Annotated in this window: 16 protein-coding genes and 2 tRNA genes; 10 read left to right on the top strand and 8 right to left on the bottom strand. The window is 71.4% G+C overall.

The features are described 5' to 3' along the window. The first annotated feature begins 39 nt into the window (after positions 1-39). From AOQ37_RS07250 to AOQ37_RS07240, 4 genes are all read left to right on the top strand, one after another. Positions 40-1,149, top strand: a complete 1,110-nt coding sequence (locus tag AOQ37_RS07250) for an SDR family oxidoreductase (protein WP_062642323.1) — start codon at positions 40-42, stop codon at positions 1,147-1,149. 294 nt (positions 1,150-1,443) lie between these two features. Next, positions 1,444-1,905 carry a molybdenum cofactor biosynthesis protein MoaE gene (locus AOQ37_RS07245; RefSeq protein WP_062642321.1) on the top strand — a complete coding sequence of 154 codons (462 nt, stop codon included), beginning with the start codon at positions 1,444-1,446 and terminating at the stop codon, positions 1,903-1,905. Positions 1,906-1,986: 81 nt separating this feature from the next. Beyond that, the gene (locus AOQ37_RS40355; protein WP_159401311.1) at positions 1,987-2,178 is read left to right on the top strand and encodes a hypothetical protein; all 192 of its coding nucleotides are present in this window, start codon (positions 1,987-1,989) and stop codon (positions 2,176-2,178) included. A gap of 54 nt (positions 2,179-2,232) precedes the next feature. Next, positions 2,233-3,324, top strand: coding sequence for a YlbL family protein (locus AOQ37_RS07240; protein ID WP_062642315.1), 1,092 nt, complete (start codon positions 2,233-2,235; stop codon positions 3,322-3,324). Positions 3,325-3,333: 9 nt separating this feature from the next. Here AOQ37_RS07240 and AOQ37_RS07235 read toward each other — a convergent pair whose 3' ends face one another. After that, positions 3,334-3,876: a PPA1309 family protein gene (locus tag AOQ37_RS07235; RefSeq protein WP_062642314.1), complete on the bottom strand. Its 543-nt coding sequence runs from the start codon at positions 3,874-3,876 to the stop codon at positions 3,334-3,336. 164 nt (positions 3,877-4,040) lie between these two features. On the opposite strand from AOQ37_RS07235, the gene AOQ37_RS07230 reads away from it, so the two are divergent. From AOQ37_RS07230 to AOQ37_RS07215, 4 genes are all read left to right on the top strand, one after another. Beyond that, positions 4,041-7,019 carry a UPF0182 family membrane protein gene (locus AOQ37_RS07230; protein WP_062642311.1) on the top strand — a complete coding sequence of 993 codons (2,979 nt, stop codon included), beginning with the start codon at positions 4,041-4,043 and terminating at the stop codon, positions 7,017-7,019. 40 nt (positions 7,020-7,059) lie between these two features. Further along, positions 7,060-7,133 (top strand) — tRNA-Met (locus tag AOQ37_RS07225). A gap of 207 nt (positions 7,134-7,340) precedes the next feature. Next, positions 7,341-9,203, top strand: a complete 1,863-nt coding sequence (locus tag AOQ37_RS07220) for a tetratricopeptide repeat protein (RefSeq protein ID WP_078890042.1) — start codon at positions 7,341-7,343, stop codon at positions 9,201-9,203. Positions 9,204-9,463: 260 nt separating this feature from the next. After that, positions 9,464-9,537 (top strand) — tRNA-Met (locus tag AOQ37_RS07215). An 81-nt stretch (positions 9,538-9,618) separates the two neighbouring features. On the opposite strand, the gene AOQ37_RS07210 is transcribed toward AOQ37_RS07215, so the two are convergent. The 3 genes from AOQ37_RS07210 to hisN form a co-directional block, all read right to left on the bottom strand. After that, complete coding sequence (locus AOQ37_RS07210) at positions 9,619-10,035, bottom strand: Fur family transcriptional regulator (RefSeq protein WP_062642304.1); 417 nt, start codon at positions 10,033-10,035, stop codon at positions 9,619-9,621. A 215-nt stretch (positions 10,036-10,250) separates the two neighbouring features. Beyond that, complete coding sequence (locus AOQ37_RS07205) at positions 10,251-10,643, bottom strand: CBS domain-containing protein (RefSeq protein ID WP_062642302.1); 393 nt, start codon at positions 10,641-10,643, stop codon at positions 10,251-10,253. 157 nt (positions 10,644-10,800) lie between these two features. Then, the gene (gene hisN, locus AOQ37_RS07200) at positions 10,801-11,601 is read right to left on the bottom strand and encodes a histidinol-phosphatase (RefSeq protein WP_062642300.1); all 801 of its coding nucleotides are present in this window, start codon (positions 11,599-11,601) and stop codon (positions 10,801-10,803) included. 167 nt (positions 11,602-11,768) lie between these two features. Here hisN and AOQ37_RS07195 point away from each other — a divergent pair, with 167 nt between their 5' ends. Further along, positions 11,769-12,395 (top strand): TetR/AcrR family transcriptional regulator, encoded by a 627-nt coding sequence (locus AOQ37_RS07195; RefSeq protein ID WP_062642294.1) that lies wholly within the window; start codon positions 11,769-11,771, stop codon positions 12,393-12,395. On the opposite strand, the gene AOQ37_RS07190 is transcribed toward AOQ37_RS07195, so the two are convergent. From AOQ37_RS07190 to AOQ37_RS07175, 4 genes are all read right to left on the bottom strand, one after another. Further along, a complete protein-coding gene (locus AOQ37_RS07190; RefSeq protein ID WP_062642293.1) occupies positions 12,389-12,712 on the bottom strand; it encodes a DMT family transporter in 324 nt (107 codons plus the stop codon). The genes AOQ37_RS07195 and AOQ37_RS07190 overlap by 7 nt on opposite strands. A gap of 104 nt (positions 12,713-12,816) precedes the next feature. After that, positions 12,817-13,827, bottom strand: coding sequence for a ribosome small subunit-dependent GTPase A (gene rsgA, locus AOQ37_RS07185; RefSeq protein WP_062642292.1), 1,011 nt, complete (start codon positions 13,825-13,827; stop codon positions 12,817-12,819). 11 nt (positions 13,828-13,838) lie between these two features. Beyond that, positions 13,839-15,179: a 3-phosphoshikimate 1-carboxyvinyltransferase gene (aroA, locus tag AOQ37_RS07180; RefSeq protein WP_062642291.1), complete on the bottom strand. Its 1,341-nt coding sequence runs from the start codon at positions 15,177-15,179 to the stop codon at positions 13,839-13,841. Between the two features lie 120 nt (positions 15,180-15,299). Beyond that, the gene (locus tag AOQ37_RS07175) at positions 15,300-16,022 is read right to left on the bottom strand and encodes a M50 family metallopeptidase (protein ID WP_062642289.1); all 723 of its coding nucleotides are present in this window, start codon (positions 16,020-16,022) and stop codon (positions 15,300-15,302) included. A gap of 78 nt (positions 16,023-16,100) precedes the next feature. Here AOQ37_RS07175 and AOQ37_RS07170 point away from each other — a divergent pair, with 78 nt between their 5' ends. Then, complete coding sequence (locus AOQ37_RS07170) at positions 16,101-16,916, top strand: SOS response-associated peptidase (protein ID WP_078890041.1); 816 nt, start codon at positions 16,101-16,103, stop codon at positions 16,914-16,916.

Raw genomic sequence — 16,916 nt, 5'->3', positions numbered from 1 at the left:
CTCGCGCCCGTATGCCAAGACAACCGCTGGAGACACCTGGTGAGTTCCCCAGATCCGCAGGTTCGCGCAGCGCGAAACCACTCAACCCCGGCCGGCGCGCGCGGGCCCGTCGTCGCCGTGACCGGCGCCGCGACCGGGATCGGCGCGCTGCTCACGGAGCGGCTCGCCGCGTCGGAGGAGGTCAAGCAGGTCGTCGCCATCGACGAGCGGCGGGGCGGGTGCGACGCCGCGCAGTGGCACATCCTCGACGTCCGTGACCCGGCGATCGCCGACAAGCTGCGCGGCGCGGACGTCGTGGTCCACCTCGCGCTCGACCTCGACCTGGGGAGTGACGCCGCCGCCCGGACGGCCTACAACGTGCGCGGCACGCAGACGGTGCTGACGGCCGCCGCGGCGGCCGGGGTGCACCGGGTGGTGCTGTGCACCTCCGCGATGGTCTACGGCGCGCTCGAGGACAACGAGCTGCCGCTCTCGGAGGACGCCGAGCTGCGGGCCACGGCGGAGGCGACCGGCGTGGGCGACCTCCTGGAGATCGAACGGCTGGCGCGGCGCGCGCCCCGGGCGCATCCGGGGCTCAACGTCACCGTGGTCCGGCCCGCTGTGCTGGTCGGCGGTACGGACACCGCGCTGACGCGGTACTTCGAGTCGCCGCGGCTGCTGGTCGTCGCCGGGTCGCGGCCGGCCTGGCAGTTCTGCCATGTCGAGGACCTGGTGAGCGCCCTGGAGTACGCCGTCCAGGAGAAGGTCGACGGGGAGCTGGCCGTCGGCTGCGACGGGTGGCTGGAGCAGGAGGAGGTCGAGGAGCTCAGCGGGATCCGGCGCATGGAGCTGCCCTCGGCGGTCGCGCTGGGCGCCGCGGCCCGGTTGCACCGGATCGGGCTGACGCCGTCCCCGGCCGGCGACCTGGCCTACACGATGTACCCCTGGGTGGTGAGCGGGAGCCGGCTGCACGACGCGGGGTGGCGGCCGCGGTGGACCAACGAGGAGGTCCTCGCGGAGCTGCTGGAGGAGGTGGCCGGACGGCACACCGTCGTCGGCCGGCGGCTCGGGCGGAAGGACGCGACAGCGGCGGGTGCGGCGGGCGCGACGGTCGCGCTGCTGGGCGCGGCCGCCGTGGTGCGGCGGGCCCGGAAGGCCCGGCGGCGTTGAGCGGCGTGGGCGGCGGCGGGTTTCCCGCCCTCGCCCCTGCCCCGTGGGACGTAGTGCCACGGACCGACTACACGGACTGCGCCTGCCCCGTGGGACGTACTGCCGCGGACGGACCCGGACGGCCCCTGCCCCCGACGGACGTACTGCTGCGGACGGACCGTCACCGACTGCCGATGCCCGCGCCGGACGGGCTGTCACGGGCGGTCTTTTGGAGGTCGCTCCAAAGCGGCACGCGTGTGTGCCGGGCGATCGCGGTATTTCGCCTGCTCCCCGGGGTGCGGCACGATGGGGGGTATGGCAGCCATCGACGAGCATCCCGGCGAGCGCGCGGCGCAGGATCCCATCAAACTGATCGCCGTCCGTGACACCGCCCTCTCCCTCGACGAGGTCTTCAGGGCCGTCGGGGACGACGCGGCGGGCGGCACCGCGCTGTTCGTGGGCACGGTGCGCAACCACGACGGGGGCGCAGACGTCGACTCCCTCGGGTACTCCTGCCACCCCGGCGCGGAGGCGGAGATGCGGCGCGTCGCGGAGAAGGTCGTCGCCGAGTACCCGGTGCGGGCGCTGGCCGCGGTGCACCGGGTCGGGGACCTCGTGGTCGGTGATCTCGCCGTCGTGGTCGCCGTCTCGTGTCCGCACCGGGGGGAGGCCTTCGAGGCCTGCCGGAAGCTGATCGACGATCTCAAGCACGAAGTGCCCATCTGGAAGCACCAGAAGTTCTCGGACGGTACCGACGAATGGGTCGGTGCCTGCTGAATTTCCTTCCGGTTGCGTAACCGCACCCCTGCCGTGAGCGTTGTCCCTGCGGATGGTTAATCTGCTGATCAGTCAGTTGTGGTGGCTCATCGGGGTTGGGAGGTCGGCATGGCGGCGCTCGCCTGGTTGCTGATTCCACTTGTCGCCGCTGTCGGCGCCGGTCTGTGGGGTACCTGGGCCAACCGGACCCGCAAGGCCCGCAGTGACGGCCCTGAGCTGGACGGATACGCCCGCTTCCGGGCGGCCATGGAGAAGCCCCACTCGCGTACCTGACCCGGGTGGCAGCCCTGACGGTGCGCTGACAGAAGCGTCCCGTAGTGTCGAGACATGCCACGCCGCACCGCGACGATGCTCGCCTCCACCCTGATGCTGATCGCGCTCCTGTGTGCGGGCGTACTCATCCCCGTGCCGTACGCGGAGATGTCCCCCGGCCCGACGGTGAACACCCTCGGCGATCACGGTGGCGAGCCGGTGCTCCAGATCTCCGGGCGCAAGACCTACGCGACCAGCGGTCACCTCAACATGACCACGGTGCGGGTCACCAGCGCGGACTACCGGATGAACCTCGTCGAGGCGGTCTACGGATGGCTCGCGCACGACAACAAGGTCGTGCCGCACGACACGCTGTACCCGGACGGCAAGACCGAGGAGCAGTCCACCCAGGAGAACGCCGAGGAGTTCAGCCAGTCCCAGGAGAGCGCCAAGGTCGCCGCCCTGAAGGAGCTGGACATCCCGGTGACGTCCTGGGTGATCGTCTCGACGGTGGTGAAGGGGTCCCCGGCGGAGGGCCGGCTGCACGCCGGTGACGTGATCAAGGCCGTGGACGGCACCGCGGTGAAGGAGCCGGGCGATGTCGCGAAGCTGGTGACCCGGCACAAGCCGGGGGAGAAGGTCGTCTTCCGCATCGTCCCGGCGAAGGAGCAGGCGGTGGCCGAGAAGGCGAACAAGGCGGCGGCCAGGACCCAGGACGTCACCATCACGACCGCGACCTCCGACGACACCGGCGAGAAGCGCGCCATCGTCGGGATCTCGGCCGGGACCGACCACACCTTCCCGTTCACCATCGACATCAAGCTGGCCGACGTCGGGGGACCGAGCGCCGGTCTGATGTTCGCGCTCGGCATCTACGACAAGCTCACCCCGGGCAGTCTGACCGGCGGCAAGTTCGTCGCCGGCACGGGCACCATCGACGACGCCGGCGAGGTCGGGCCGATCGGCGGCATCGAGATGAAGACGGTCGGCGCGCGCAGTCAGGGCGCCCAGTACTTCCTGACCCCCGCCGAGAACTGCGCGGCCGCCGCCAAGGACACCCCCTCGGGCCTCAGGCTCGTCAAGGTGAACACCATCGACGACGCCCTCGAGGCCCTCGCGGACATCCGCGGCGGCGACACCGCGGACCTGCCGAAGTGCACGAAGTAGCCGGAAGGGCTACTCCGCGAACGTCGCCGACAACGCCTCGGCGAGACCCGGCACCAGACCCGCGCCGGTGAGGACCTCGGTGGGGGCGTCCTTCTCGCGCAGCCGGAGGGCGGAGTCGCGGGTGCCGTCCCGCAGGACGCCGACCGTCATCCGGACCTCCTGACGGTCGGGGTGCTCCGCGACCCACTTCGCGAGCTTCTTGTCGCTCAGGCCCTGGGGGACCTGGGCTTCGGCGGACGGCGGCAGCATCAGTCGTTCGACGGTGAGGGCGCAGCCGACGACCGCGTCGGGCCAGGCGATGGTCGCCAGGAACTCGTCGAGCGGCTTGTCCGTTGGCACTTCGTCCTGCTCGATCGGGGTGAGACCGGTGGTCTCGGACTCGCCCTGAAGGCCGAGCTGGGCCGCGAGCGACGGTTCCTGGGTTCGCAGCCGAGCGGTGTCTACGAGGGCGAAAAGGCGGGCGGGCTGGTCCCAGCCGAGGCCGGAGGCGTACTCGTCGATCTCGAGTACGGCCCGGGTGAGCGGGCTCGCCGCCATGGGAGTGTTGGACATGGTCACAATCCTGCCTCGTTCAGGGGTGGAATCGGGAACCGAGTAAACGGTGAGTAAGTTGCATAGGTGTGGGCCCGCGATCACGGGGGGCCACGAACGGTCCACGAACACGCGGGCCTGACGGATCAATCGCGACTTTCGAGGTGCGCACCTTGGCTTTCCAGATGCCGGACCGCGGCGGAGGCCCCACGGGGCCGCGGATCAGAGTGGGCCGCCCGTCCCGGCGCGTCCGGACCCTGCTCATGACGCTGGGCGTCCTAGCCGTACTCGGCATGGCGTTCACCATGTTCGCGGGGTTCTGGACCGACTGGCTCTGGTACCGCTCGGTGAACTATTCGTCGGTGTTCACGACCACACTGTGGACCAAGATCGGGCTGTTCTTCGTCTTCGGCCTGCTGATGGCCCTCGCGGTCGGCTTCAACATCTGGCTGGCACACCGGCTGCGGCCGCCGCTCAGCGCGATGTCGGTGGAGCAGCAGAGCCTCGACCGCTACCGCATGGGCATCGCGCCGTACAAGACCTGGCTGCTGCTCGGCATCACCGCCCTGGTCGGCCTGATCGCCGGCGCCTCGGCGGCGGGTCAGTGGCGGACGTGGCTGATGTGGGTCAACGGCGTGCCCTTCCACCAGAAGGACCCGCAGTTCCACCTCGACGTGTCCTTCTTCGCGTTCGACCTGCCCTGGTACCGGTTCCTGCTCGGCTTCGGCTTCGCCGCCACGATCCTCTCGCTGATCGCCGCCGCGCTCACCCACTACCTGTACGGCGGGCTGCGCGTCACCAGCCCGGGCGCGCGCGCCACCGCGGCGGCCACCGGTCACCTGTCGGTGCTGCTGGGCATCTTCGTCACGCTGAAGGCGGTCGCCTACTGGCTCGACCGTTACGGCCTGGCCGTGAAGTCCAGCGACTTCAAGGCGACGGACAACTGGACCGGCCTGCGCTACGTCGACGCGAACGCGTATCTGCCGGCCAAGACGATCCTGTTCTGCATCGCCGTCATCTGCGCCCTGCTGTTCTTCGCCACCCTGTGGCGGCGCACCTGGCAGCTGCCGGTGATCGGCTTCGGCCTGATGGTGCTCTCGGCGATCCTCATCGGCGGGCTGTACCCGGCGATCGTCCAGAAGTTCCAGGTCCAGCCGAACGAGCAGGCCAAGGAAGCCCCGTACGTCGAGAAGAACCTCAAGGCGACACGTGAGGCGTACGGCATCGAGGGCGCGCAGGTCACCGAGTACTCGGGTACCAGCACCACCAAGGACAAGACGACGCTGCGCGACGACGTGGACGCGACGGCGAGCATCCGGGTCCTGGACCCGAACATCGTCTCCCCGACGTACCAGCAGCTCCAGCAGATGCGGAAGTACTACGCGTTCCCGACCAACCTGGACGTGGACCGCTACAACGTCGACGGCGCCGACCAGGACACCGTGATCGGTCTGCGCGAGCTGAACCTCGCGGGCGTGGACAAGCAGAACTGGATCAACAACCACTTCCGCTACACCCACGGCTACGGAGTGGTCGCCGCCAAGGGCACCACCGCCGACGCCGAGGGACGTCCGCTCTTCACGGAGTCCAACCTGCCCTCCGTGGGCGACCTGGGCACCTACCAGCAGCGGATCTACTACGGCGAGAAGACGACCGCGTACTCGATCGTCGGCGGTCCCCAGAAGGAGATCGACTACTCCGACGACGCCGGTGAGAAGACCACCAGTTACACCGGCAAGAGCGGGGTCAACCTCTCCAACCCGGTCAACCGGGCCGCGTACGCGGTGGCGTTCGGCGAACCGCAGATCCTGTACTCCGGTGCCATCGGCGAGGGCTCGCGGATCCTGTACAACCGCACGCCCAAGGAGCGCGTCGAGGCGGTCGCCCCCTGGCTGACCATCGACGGCGACGCCTACCCGGCCGTGGTCAACCACAAGATCCAGTGGATCGTCGACGCGTACACGACGACGAACGGCTACCCGTACGCGTCCCGTACGACCCTCGGCGACACCACGGCCGACTCGCTGACCGCGACCAACGACAACCGCGCGGTGGTGGCCCAGCAGAACCAGGTCAACTACATCCGCAACTCGGTGAAGGCGACCGTCGACGCGTACACCGGCGAGGTCAAGCTCTACCAGTGGGACACCAAGGACCCGGTCCTGAAGACCTGGATGAAGGCGTTCCCCGGCACGGTGAAGTCCAAGTCGTCCATCTCGGCCGACCTGATGGCCCATCTCCGGTACCCGCAGGACCTGTTCAAGGTCCAGCGCGAACTGCTCACCCGCTACCACGTGAAGGACGCGACGACGTTCCTCAGCGGCAGCGAGGTGTGGCAGGTGCCGGACGACCCGTCCAACAAGTCGGGTGACGCGGTGCCGCCGTACTACCTGAGCATGAAGATGCCCGACCAGAAGGCACAGGCGTTCTCGCTGACGACGACGTTCACGCCCAACGGCCGGGACAACCTCAGCGCGTTCATGGCGGTCGACTCCGAGGCGGGCACTCCCGACTACGGCAAGATCAGAGTGCTGAAACTGCCGACCAGTACGACCGTCGACGGACCCAAACAGGTCCAGAGCCAGTTCAACTCCGAACAGGACATCGCCGAGTCCATCAGGCTGCTGAAGGGCGGCGACTCCGACATCGAGTACGGCAACCTGCTGACGGTGCCGCTCGACGGCGGTCTGCTGTACGTGGAGCCCGTCTATGTGCGCGGTGGCGGACTCAAGTACCCGCTTCTGAAGAAGGTGTTGGTGACCTACGGCGGCAACACCGCCTTCGAGGACACCCTGGACGAAGCCCTCAACAAGGTCTTCGGCGCGCAGAGTACGACCCCGCCGCCGGCGGACGAGGGCGGCGGCACCACACCACCGCCGACGTCCACCAACCCGACGGTCAGAGAGGCGTTGGCCGACGCGCAGAAGGCCTTCACGGCCGGCCAGGAGGCTCTGAAGAAGCCTGACTGGGACGCGTACGCCAAGGCGCAGAAGGATCTCGAGGCGGCGCTGAAGCGGGCCGAGGAAGCCCAGGCCGAGGCCGACAAGGGCGCCAAGGCGAGCAGCACCCCGAGCCCCACGAGCTCGGCGAGTCCGGGCGCCGGCTCCGGTGGCGGCAGCGCCGCCGCCAGTCCGAAGCCCAGCCCCAGTCCCAGCAGCGGCTGATCTTGCCCGCCCCGCGTCGTGGTACGGTTGTGGAACACGACGCGGGGTGGAGCAGCTCGGTAGCTCGCTGGGCTCATAACCCAGAGGTCGCAGGTTCAAATCCTGTCCCCGCTACTGAAGACGAAGGCCCGGATCCTTTTCAGGATCCGGGCCTTCGTGGTGTGCGAACGCATGTGCCGGGGGGGACGGGTGGCCGCGCCGCTGGGGGGAGTTGAGCGATCTGTGTTTGACTTGTCTCTCTGTGGGCATGTCGACAAAACGCTGAAGTGACCTTACGGGCCGCGGTATACCAGGTGTACCCGGGTTGCGGGTGGTGCGACGATGGACGTTATGGGGGACAAGGCAACTCTGTTCGAGACAGGGCGGTTTGTGCAGCCTTCCGGTGAGGAAGCGACCCCGGACGAGAGCCGGGACGAGACGGCGGACGCCGTCGAGACGGGGGAGGCCGTCGAGGAGATGAGCCTGCGGCTCGCGGCGCAAGCCGGCGATGTCGAGGCCGTCAGCGTCCTCGGGGCCATGTTGCTGCGCCGCGGTGACCTCGACGGAGCCGAGCCCCATCTGCGTGCCGCCACCGCGGAGGGCGACCGCGCCGCCGCCAACAACCTGGGCGTCCTGCTCCACCAGCGTGGTTACCCCGACGAGGCGGCCGGATGGTGGCGGGTCGCCGCCGTCGCCGGGTCCGCCGCCGCCGCGCACGCCCTGGGCCGTCACCGTCGTGAGTGCGGCGACGAGCCGGCCGCCGAGTACTGGCTGCGCCAGTCCGCCGAGCAGGGGCACGCGCTCGGCGCGTACGCCCTCGCCGACCTGCTGGAACACCGTGGGGACCCCGGAGCCGAGCAGTGGATGCGGGCCGCCGCCGAGCGGGGGCACCGGGAAGCGGCGTACCGGCTGGCCCGGGCCCTCGATCACCAGGAGTGCGGCGGCCCCCGCGCCGACGGTGAGCCGGACGGGTGTGCGCATGACAACGGTGTCATCGTGCGGGCGGAGGCCGAGCAGTGGTACCGCCAGGCCGCCGCGCGCGGGCACCGGCGGGCCGCCCTGCACCTCGGGACGATCCTGGAGCGGCGCGGCGACCTCAAGGAGGCCGGCCGCTGGTACCTGACCTCCGCCAAGGACGGCGAGGCGCGGGCCGCCTGCGCGCTCGGGTTCCTGTTGCGCGACGCCGGTGACACCGAGAACGCGGCCGTCTGGTGGCTGCGGGCGGCCCAGGAGGGCGACGGCAACGCGGCGAACGCCCTGGGCGCGCTGCACGCCGAGCGGGGACAGACCCAGACCGCCGAACGCTGGTACCGGGCCGCGATGGACGCCGGTGACGACAACGGCGCCTACAACCTGGCCCTGCTCTGCGCCGAGCAGGGGCGCACCGTGCAGGCCGAGCAGTGGTACCGGCGCGCCGCCTACGCGGGTCACCGGGAGGCGGCCAACGCGCTCGCCATCCTGCTGCTCCAGGGCGGCGACACGGCCGGGGCCGAGCCCTGGTTCTCCAAGGCGGCGGAAGCGGGCAGCGTCGACGCCGCGTTCAACCTCGGAATCCTGTTCGCGGGGCGGGGCGAGGAGTCCGTCGCGCTGCGCTGGTACGAGCGGGCGGCGGCGGCCGGGCACACCGAGGCGGCCCTCCAGGTCGGTATCGCGCGCCTGCGGGACGGGGACGAGCGGGAGGCTGAACGCCATCTGCGGTGCGCGGCCGGCGGCGGCAGCGCGGAGGCGGCCTACCGACTGGCCGCCGTGCTGGACGCGCGGCGGCCGCCGCAGCCCGCGCACGAGCTCGGCGAGACCGTGCACGAGAAGACCGAGTGCGAGGAGTGGTACGAGCGGGCCGCGACCCAGGGGCACCGTCGGGCCCAGGTCAGGGTCGGGATGCTGGCCGCCGCGCGCGGGGACGTGGTGGAGGCGGCGCGGTGGTACCGGACGGCCGCCGAGGCCGGGTCCCGCAACGGCGCCTTCAACCTCGGGCTGCTGCTCGCGCGGGAGGGGAGCGAGCCCGAGGCGGCCGTCTGGTGGACGCGGGCCGCCGACGCCGGGCACGGGCGGGCGGCGTTGCGGCTCGCCCTGGTCTACGCGCGTCGCGGTGAGCTGGCCGAGGGGCAGCGGTGGGCCGACCGGGCGGTGTCGCTGGGGCCGCGAGAGGTGGCTGAGCGGGCGGCCCGGCTGCGGGACGCGTTGCGGGAAGAGCTGTCCGCCTGACGGTGTCCTGCGGCGCCCTTGTTCCGGAGCGGGACGGTGGAGCGGGGCCGGGGTCCGTACGGCTGGATTTCGCCCCCGCCGCCCCTTCCCGTCCCATCCCCGGGGGCTGCCGCCCACGGACCTCCCGCTGCCGGCCCTGAATGAGCCTCGTCCTCCTAGGCCAGGTGGGCGGACGCCGGAGTGCTCTGACCTGCGTCGACAGGGGACGGTCAAGGGATTTGCCTTTGTCCTTCCCCTTCACGTAACGTTGCATTCAACGGCGCGGGGTGGAGCAGCTCGGTAGCTCGCTGGGCTCATAACCCAGAGGTCGCAGGTTCAAATCCTGTCCCCGCTACTGAAGACGGAGGGCCGGAACCCGAAAGGGTTCCGGCCCTCCGTCGTATGTCGTCAGGGGCATGGCCCACGCGGGTTCCGCTCAGGCCGCCGCGCAGTTCGGGCAGACCCCGCGGTACGTCACCTCGACGTCCGAGACCGTGAAGCCGAAGCGCTCCGAGTCGGGGAGGTCGGCCAGCGGGTTGCCGCTCGGGTGGACGTCCTTGATCGCTCCGCACCGGGCACACACCAGGTGGTGGTGCGGGCTGTGCGCGTTCGGGTCGTACCGCTTGGCGCGCTTGTCGGTGGCGACCTCGAGCACCTCGCCGAGCGAGACCAGCTCGCCCAGCGTGTTGTAGACGGTCGCCCGGGAGATCTCGGGCAGCCGGACGACGGCCCTGGCGTGCACCTCGTCGGCGGTCAGGTGGACGTGGTCGCCGTCGAGCACCTCGGCCACGACGCGCCGCTGTGCGGTCATCCGCCAGCCGCGTCCGCGCAGCCGTTCCAGAAGGTCACTCATGGAATCAGCCTAGCAGCCAACTGGACCAGGTCCCGAACAGGTGTGATTTTAGATCCCAGACTGAATTGGATGAAGTCCACTGTAGGATCAAGTCGACAGAATCCGCGATGAGCGGCTGGAGGCCGCGGTCCCGATCGCGCGCGGCGGACAGCACTGGACCGCTCGTCGTGGCGCACGGGCCGGGTTCCCCTTCGGGGCCCGGCCCGTTCGCGTGCTCAGGCCGGTACCTGCTGCCGGGCCGGCGCCCAGCAGCGGATGATGTCGCGGACCGAGACGATGCCGGCCGGTTCGTCGCGGTCGAGGACGATCAGGTGCCGGAAGCCGCCGTGGGCCATCGCCCGGGCCGCCTCCTCCAGGGTCCAGCCCGGAGCGGCGAAGACGACGTCGTTGGTGGTGTGGGCGTGGGTGCGTTCCGTGTCCGGGTCCTGTCCCAGGCCCACGGAGTTGAGGATGTCCCGCTCGGTGAGGATGCCGATGCCGCCCGCGTCCGGGTCGTGGACGATGGCCGCGCCGACATGGCGGGCGGCCATCAGGGCGGCGGCCTGACGGAGGGTGTGTGCGGGGCCGATGGTGAGGACCACCGTGCTCATGGCGTCGCGGACGAGCATGGCTGGAGCCACCTCCTAAGAACCCACGGTTGTTCATGGATTCACAAGTTCACAAGTGGGGGGTGCTGTCAGCGTGGCAGGTAAAGCGGGGGTCAACAAGAGGGCGCGCGCAGCCAATTGAGGGCGTGCGCGCTCATGTGAGGTCCGGGCGGGTCCCTCAGTGGCGCTCGTTGAGGTAGCCCAGCAGCTCCTCGTGGAGCAGTCCGTTGGAGGCGGCCGCGTTGCCGCTGTGCGGGCCGGGACGGCCGTCGAGGCCCGTGAAGGTGCCGCCGGCCTCCGTCACGACGATCGCCGTGGCCGCCATGTCCCACAGGGACAGCTCGGGTTCGGCACACAGGTCGACCGAGCCCTCGGCGACCATCATGTACGGCCAGAAGTCGCCGTACGCGCGCGTGCGCCACACCTCGCGGGTCAGGTCGAGGAAGCCGTTCAGCAGCCCGCGCTCCTCCCAGCCGGTCAGCGAGGAGTACGCGAAGGAGGCGTCGGACAGCTCCGAGACCCCGGAGACGCGCAGCCGGGTGGCGGAGGTCAGGCTGCGGCCGGTGAAGGCGCCGTGTCCCTTCGCCGCCCACCAGCGACGGCCCAGCGCCGGGGCGGAGACGACGCCGACCACGGGCTGGTAGCCCCCCTCGCCGGCCTCCGTCAGCGCGATGAGCGTGGCCCAGACGGGAACGCCGCGCACGTAGTTCTTCGTGCCGTCGATCGGGTCGACCACCCAGCGACGGGGGCCGGTGCCCTGGACGCCGTACTCCTCGCCGAGGATCGCGTCGCGCGGACGCGCCCGCTGGAGCTGTCCGCGGATCAGCTCCTCGGCGGCCTTGTCGGCCTCGCTCACCGGGGTCATGTCCGGTTTGGTCTCGACCTTGAGGTCGAGGGCCTTGAATCGGTCCATGGTCACGGCGTCGGCGGCGTCCGCGAGGACGTGCGCGAGTCGGAGATCGTCGTGGTAGTCCGGCATGGGACGAACCGTATCCGGCCGAGGTGAGAGGGGGCCACAGGGGACCGCAGGACGGACGGGCGGGAGCCGTGTACGCGGCCGTGGACCGTAGGTCGCCCCCGCGAACCCTTGACAGTGCTTCCGTCCGCGTCAAACCTGGGCGCAGAGTCGCTCGCCCCAGGGAGGCGATGATGCCCTCAGCGCGGGAATCCCTACTGGACGCCGCCTTCGAGGCGCTCGCACGACGGCCGTGGGCCGCGGTGCGGATGGTGGACGTCGCGGTGGCCGCCGGGGTGTCCCGGCAGACGCTGTACAACGAATTCGGCAGCAAGGAGGGCCTGGCCCGGGCGCTCGTGCGGCGCGAGGCCGACGGGTACCTCGCCGGGGTCGAGCGGGCGCTGGCCGTGCACGGCGACGCCCGGGAGAGGCTCACCGCCACCGCCGAGTGGACCACCTCCGCCGCCCGCGACAACGCCCTCCTGCGGGCCGTCCTCACCGGTTTCTGGAGCGAACGCCTGCCCTCGCCGACGCTCTCGGCGGTCCCCTCCTCCTCCGCCGCGCCCGCCCAGCGGCGGGCCGACGGGCCGCTGCCCTCACCCGGTGACCTGGTGGGCGCCGTCCGCGACCGGGCCGTGGCCGTGCTCTCGGGCCCCGGCGCGATCCGGGCCGACGCCGCCGACCTGGCCCGCTCCTGCGAACTCGCCGTCCGGCTGGCGCTGTCCTGCGTGGCCGCGCCCCCGCCGGGCGAGGACGGCGTCGCGGAACTGGTGCGAGGGGCGCTCCAACGCCAGCCGGCCGACCGCTCCGGTCAGTGAGCCGACCCCGACAGCTGGAGCCCGATCACTCCTATGATCACCAGGCTGATCGAGACGAGCTTCAGCGTCGACACCAGGTCGCCGAGGAAGACCATGCCGTAGATCGCGGTGCCCGCCGCGCCGATGCCCGTCCACACGGCGTAGGCGGGGCCCACGTCGAGCTTCTTCAGGGAGAGGGTCAGCAGACCGAAGCTCCCCAGGGCGAAGGCGCAGAAGGCGATGGTGGGCCAGAGCCTCGTGAAGCCGTGGGACAGCTTGAGGCATACGGCGAAACCGGTCTCGAGCAACCCGGCCACGACGACCAGCAGCCACGCCATGTGCTGTCCCTCCGTTCGCCCGGCCCGGTCCGGCTCCGGCTCGGTGCGATTATGCACTTACCGAGCCCGGGGGGACGCAAACAACGCGGTGGTCAGCCGGTGGATCAGTCGCCTTCCTTGCGGTCGCGGGTGGCCAGCAGCCGGCGCAGCGAGTACAGGCGCGCCGGATCGGCGTGGCCGTCGGCCACCCAGGCGTCCAGCGCGCAGTCCGGCTCGTCGTGACTGCACGCGCGCGGGCAGCCCTCCGTGCCCGGCACCAGGTCGGGAAAGGCGAGGATCACCCGGGACGGGTCGACGTGGTGCAGGCCGAAGGAGCGCACGCCCGGGGTGTCGATCACCCAGTCGCCGGTGCCCGCCAGGGGCAGGGCCAGCGCCGAGGTCGTGGTGTGGCGGCCACGGCCGGTCACCGAGTTCACATGGCCGGTCACCCGTCGCTGCTCCGCCGGGACCAGCGCGTTGACCAGGGTCGTCTTCCCCACCCCGGAGTGACCGACGAACGCCGTGATGCGCCCGGCCAGGAACTCGCGCACCCGGTCCGCCGAGTCGCCGTTCTCCAGCTCCTCGCGGCTGGTGACGACGTACGGGATGTCGAGGTGGCCGTACAGCTCCAGCAGCTTGTCCGGCGAGGCCAGGTCCGACTTCGTCATGACCAGCAGGGGGGTCAGTCCGCCGTCGTAGGCCGCGACCAGACAGCGGTCGATCAGGCGGGGCCGGGGCTCCGGGTCGGCCAGGGCGGTGACCACGGCGAGCTGGTCGGCGTTGGCGACGACCACCCGCTCGAACGGGTCGTCGTCGTCCGCGGTGCGGCGGAGCACCGAGCTGCGCTTCTCGATGCGGACGATGCGGGCCAGGGTGTCCTTCTTGCCGGACAGATCGCCGACGATCGCGACCCGGTCGCCCACCACCGCGGCCTTGCGGCCCAGTTCGCGGGCCTTCATCGCGAGGACGATCCGGTCCTCGACCAGGCAGGTCAGGCGGCCCCGGTCGACGGTGAGGACCATGCCCTCGACGGAGTCCTCGTGCTTGGGACGGATGTGGGTGCGAGGCCGGTTGCCCTTGCGGTTCGGGCGGCTGCGGATGTCGTCCTGGTCGGTGTGCTTGTCATAGCGGCGCATGGCGAAAGTCCCTATACCCCGAGCATCCCGGTCCACAGTTCCGGGAAGTCCGGCAGCGTCTTCGCCGTCGTCGCCACGTTCTCGATCTGCACGCCCTCCACCGCCAGGCCGATGATCGCGCCGGCCGTCGCCATGCGGTGGTCGTCGTAGGTGTGGAAGATGCCGCCGTGCAGCCGGCGCGGGCGGATGTGCAGACCGTCGGCGGTCTCCGTCACATCGCCGCCGAGTTCGTTGATCTCCTTCGTCAGCGCGGCCAGCCGGTCCGTCTCGTGCAGGCGCAGGTGGGACACGCCGCGCAGGGTGGACGGGGAGTCCGCGAGGGCGGCGACCGCCGCGATGCCCGGGGTCAGCTCGCCGACGTCGCCGAGGTCGACGTCGATGCCGTGGATCGAGCCAGAGCCGGTGAAGACCAGGCCGTAGTCGGCCAGTTCGCAGGAACCGCCCATCTCGGTGAAGATCTCGCGCAGCCGGTCACCCGGCTGGGTGGTGCGGGCCGGCCAGTCCGGGATCAGCACCCGTCCGCCCGTCACCAGGGCCGCCGCCAGGAACGGCTGGGCGTTGGACAGGTCCGGCTCGATGGTCAGGTCCCGGCCCAGCAGGGCGCCCGGGGTGACCCGCCAGACGTTGGGCTCGCCGCCCGACTCGGGGGTGTCCACCTGTGCGCCGACCGCGCGCAGCATGTCGACCGTCATCCGGATGTGTGGCAGGGAGGGCAGCGTGGCGCCGGTGTGACGGACCTCCACGCCCTGGTTGAAGCGGGGGGCGGAGAGGAGCAGGGCCGACACGAACTGGGACGAGGACGAGGCGTCGATCTCCACCGTGCCGCCGTCCAGTGCGCCCCCGCCGTGCACGGTCAGCGGCAGCGCGCCACGGCCGTCGTCGTCGATCCGGGCGCCGAGCACCCGCAGGGCGTCGACGACGCCGTTCAGGGGTCGCTCGTACGAGCGAGGGTCGCCGTCGAAGTGGACGGGACCGTCGGCGAGGGCGGCGACCGGCGGCAGGAACCGCATCACCGTGCCCGCGTTGCCGACATCGACCGTGGCCGGTCCGCGCAGTCCCGCGGGGAGGACCCGCCAGGCCTCGCCGCTGCCGTCCGGGCCGCCCGCGCCGGAGGAGCTCGACGACACGGTCTCCTCGATGCCGACGCCCATCTCGCGCAGGGCGGCCGCCATCAGCAGGGTGTCACGGGAGCGCAGGGGACGCCGCAGCCAGCCGGGCTCGGAAGCCAGGGAGGCGAGGACGAGGGCGCGGTTGGTGACGGACTTCGACCCCGGCACGTGGACCGTCGCGGCGACGGCCTCGCTCGCGTGCGGGGCGGGCCAGAGGGCGGTGGGTGCGGGGTTCGGGGCCATGGGCTCCACTTTAGTGGGCGGCCGTCCCGCGGGTGCGGCGCCGTCGGGGCCGGCCGTGCCCGGGGCACGGCCGCCGAGGTCCCCTCCGGCACCGCTGTGACGTGCCGCTCCAGGGCTGTCTCACAGCCCCAGCAGCCACCTGCCGCCGCCCAGCAGGGCGCACAGGCTCACCGCGTGGAACAGGAACAGCCACAGGCCCGCCGGCACGTGGGTCAGCCGGGACAACTGGTCCGCGTCCGAGTCGCCCGCGCCGCCGCGCGAGCGCTTCGCCTGGAGCTCGAAGGCGGGCCGTACGCCGCCCAGCAGCAGGAACCACACCACCGCGTACGCGAAGGCCGCCTGCACCTGCGGTCCCGCCAGCCACGACACCAGCAGGAAGGTGCCGCCGGTGAGGACCACCGTGAGGGCGCCGTACGCGTTGCGGATCATCACCAGCATCACGACCAGCAGCGCCGTCGCCACCCACAGCAGCAGGGTGATGCGGCCCGCGCCGAGGAGGGCGGCGCCGCCCAGGCCGAGCAGCGGGGGAGCGGTGTAGCCGGCCGCCGCGGTGAGGATCATGCCCAGGCCGTGCGGCTTGCCCCGGCTGAGGGTCAGCCCACTGGTGTCGGAGTGCAGCCGGATCCCGGTCAGCTGCCGGCCGGTCAGCAACGCGACCAGGCCGTGACCGCCCTCGTGGGCGATGGTGATCGCGTTGCGCGATATCCGCCACAGGGTGTGCGGCACGACGACCGCGAGGGCGGCGACCGCGGTGGCCACCACCACCCACAGGTCGGGGTCGGTCTGGGTGCCGACGAGACGGTCCCACAGGTCGGGCAGCGCGATGGCGGCGGTGCTCTCCATGGTTCGGGGTGGCTCCCTGTCCTCGTGATCGGTGGGGGTGGTGGCCGGGCGGCGGGCGGGCCTGGCAGTGTGGCACGTATGTGCGGACGGTATGCAGCGAGTCGCAGGCCCGAGGATCTCGCAGGAATCTTTGAGGTCGAGAAGTGGGAGCCCGAGGAGGTCCTGGAGCCCGACTACAACGTGGCGCCGACCAAGGAGGTCTACGCCGTCCTCGACCGTCCGGTGAAAGACGCCGGCGACCCGCGCCCGGTTCGGCAGCTGCGGAAGCTGAAGTGGGGACTGGTCCCCTCCTGGGCGAAGACCCCCGAGGGAGGCGCGCGGATGATCAACGCGCGCGCCGAGACCGTCCACGAGAAGCCCTCCTACCGCCGTGCGTTCGCCGCCCGGCGCTGCGTCCTGCCCGCCGACGGCTACTACGAGTGGGTCACCGGCGTCCAGGAGCGGGACCTGGAGGTCGAGGGGAAGCGGAAGCGGCCGCGCAAGCAGCCCTACTTCGTGCTCCCGGCCGACGGTTCGGTCTTCGCGATGGCCGGGCTGTACGAGTTCTGGCGGGACCGGACCCTGCCCGACGACCATCCGGGGGCCTGGTGGGTGACGTGCTCGGTGATCACGACCGAGGCGGAGACCTCCCCGCTCGCCGTGGCCCCCGCCGACGGCCCGCACGCCCTCGCCGACATCCACCCCCGGATGCCGCTGATGCTCACCCCGGACCGCTGGGACGCCTGGCTCGACCCGGCGCGCACGGACGTCGACGACCTGCGCTCCCTCCTCGAACCCCCGCCGCCCGGGCTGATGCGCGCCTACCCGGTGTCCACGACCGTCAGCAACGTCCGCAACAACGGCCCGGAGCTGCTGAAGGAGCTGGAGGGGCCCGAGGAGGGCACACTTTTCTGA

It is taken from the genome of Streptomyces maremycinicus, assembly GCF_001184025.1.
Taxonomy (GTDB): domain Bacteria; phylum Actinomycetota; class Actinomycetes; order Streptomycetales; family Streptomycetaceae; genus Streptomyces; species Streptomyces maremycinicus.
The sequence above is the reverse complement of the archived record's forward strand: the minus strand, read 5'-3'. Positions and strand labels throughout refer to the sequence as shown.

Bases quoted from the DNA above. Each gene is read 5' to 3' on its own strand.
- rsgA (WP_062642292.1), bottom strand. From the start codon at position 13,827: ATGCGCCGCTATGACAAGCACACCGACCAGGACGACATCCGCAGCCGC.
- AOQ37_RS07220 (WP_078890042.1), top strand. From the start codon at position 7,341: ATGGACGTTATGGGGGACAAGGCAACTCTGTTCGAGACAGGGCGGTTT.
- aroA (WP_062642291.1), bottom strand. From the start codon at position 15,179: ATGGCCCCGAACCCCGCACCCACCGCCCTCTGGCCCGCCCCGCACGCG.
- AOQ37_RS07230 (WP_062642311.1), top strand. From the start codon at position 4,041: ATGCCGGACCGCGGCGGAGGCCCCACGGGGCCGCGGATCAGAGTGGGC.
- AOQ37_RS07240 (WP_062642315.1), top strand. From the start codon at position 2,233: ATGCCACGCCGCACCGCGACGATGCTCGCCTCCACCCTGATGCTGATC.
- AOQ37_RS07175 (WP_062642289.1), bottom strand. From the start codon at position 16,022: ATGGAGAGCACCGCCGCCATCGCGCTGCCCGACCTGTGGGACCGTCTC.
- AOQ37_RS07245 (WP_062642321.1), top strand. From the start codon at position 1,444: ATGGCAGCCATCGACGAGCATCCCGGCGAGCGCGCGGCGCAGGATCCC.
- hisN (WP_062642300.1), bottom strand. From the start codon at position 11,601: ATGCCGGACTACCACGACGATCTCCGACTCGCGCACGTCCTCGCGGAC.
- AOQ37_RS07170 (WP_078890041.1), top strand. From the start codon at position 16,101: ATGTGCGGACGGTATGCAGCGAGTCGCAGGCCCGAGGATCTCGCAGGA.
- AOQ37_RS07235 (WP_062642314.1), bottom strand. From the start codon at position 3,876: ATGTCCAACACTCCCATGGCGGCGAGCCCGCTCACCCGGGCCGTACTC.
- AOQ37_RS07195 (WP_062642294.1), top strand. From the start codon at position 11,769: ATGATGCCCTCAGCGCGGGAATCCCTACTGGACGCCGCCTTCGAGGCG.
- AOQ37_RS07205 (WP_062642302.1), bottom strand. From the start codon at position 10,643: ATGCTCGTCCGCGACGCCATGAGCACGGTGGTCCTCACCATCGGCCCC.
- AOQ37_RS07190 (WP_062642293.1), bottom strand. From the start codon at position 12,712: ATGGCGTGGCTGCTGGTCGTCGTGGCCGGGTTGCTCGAGACCGGTTTC.
- AOQ37_RS07210 (WP_062642304.1), bottom strand. From the start codon at position 10,035: ATGAGTGACCTTCTGGAACGGCTGCGCGGACGCGGCTGGCGGATGACC.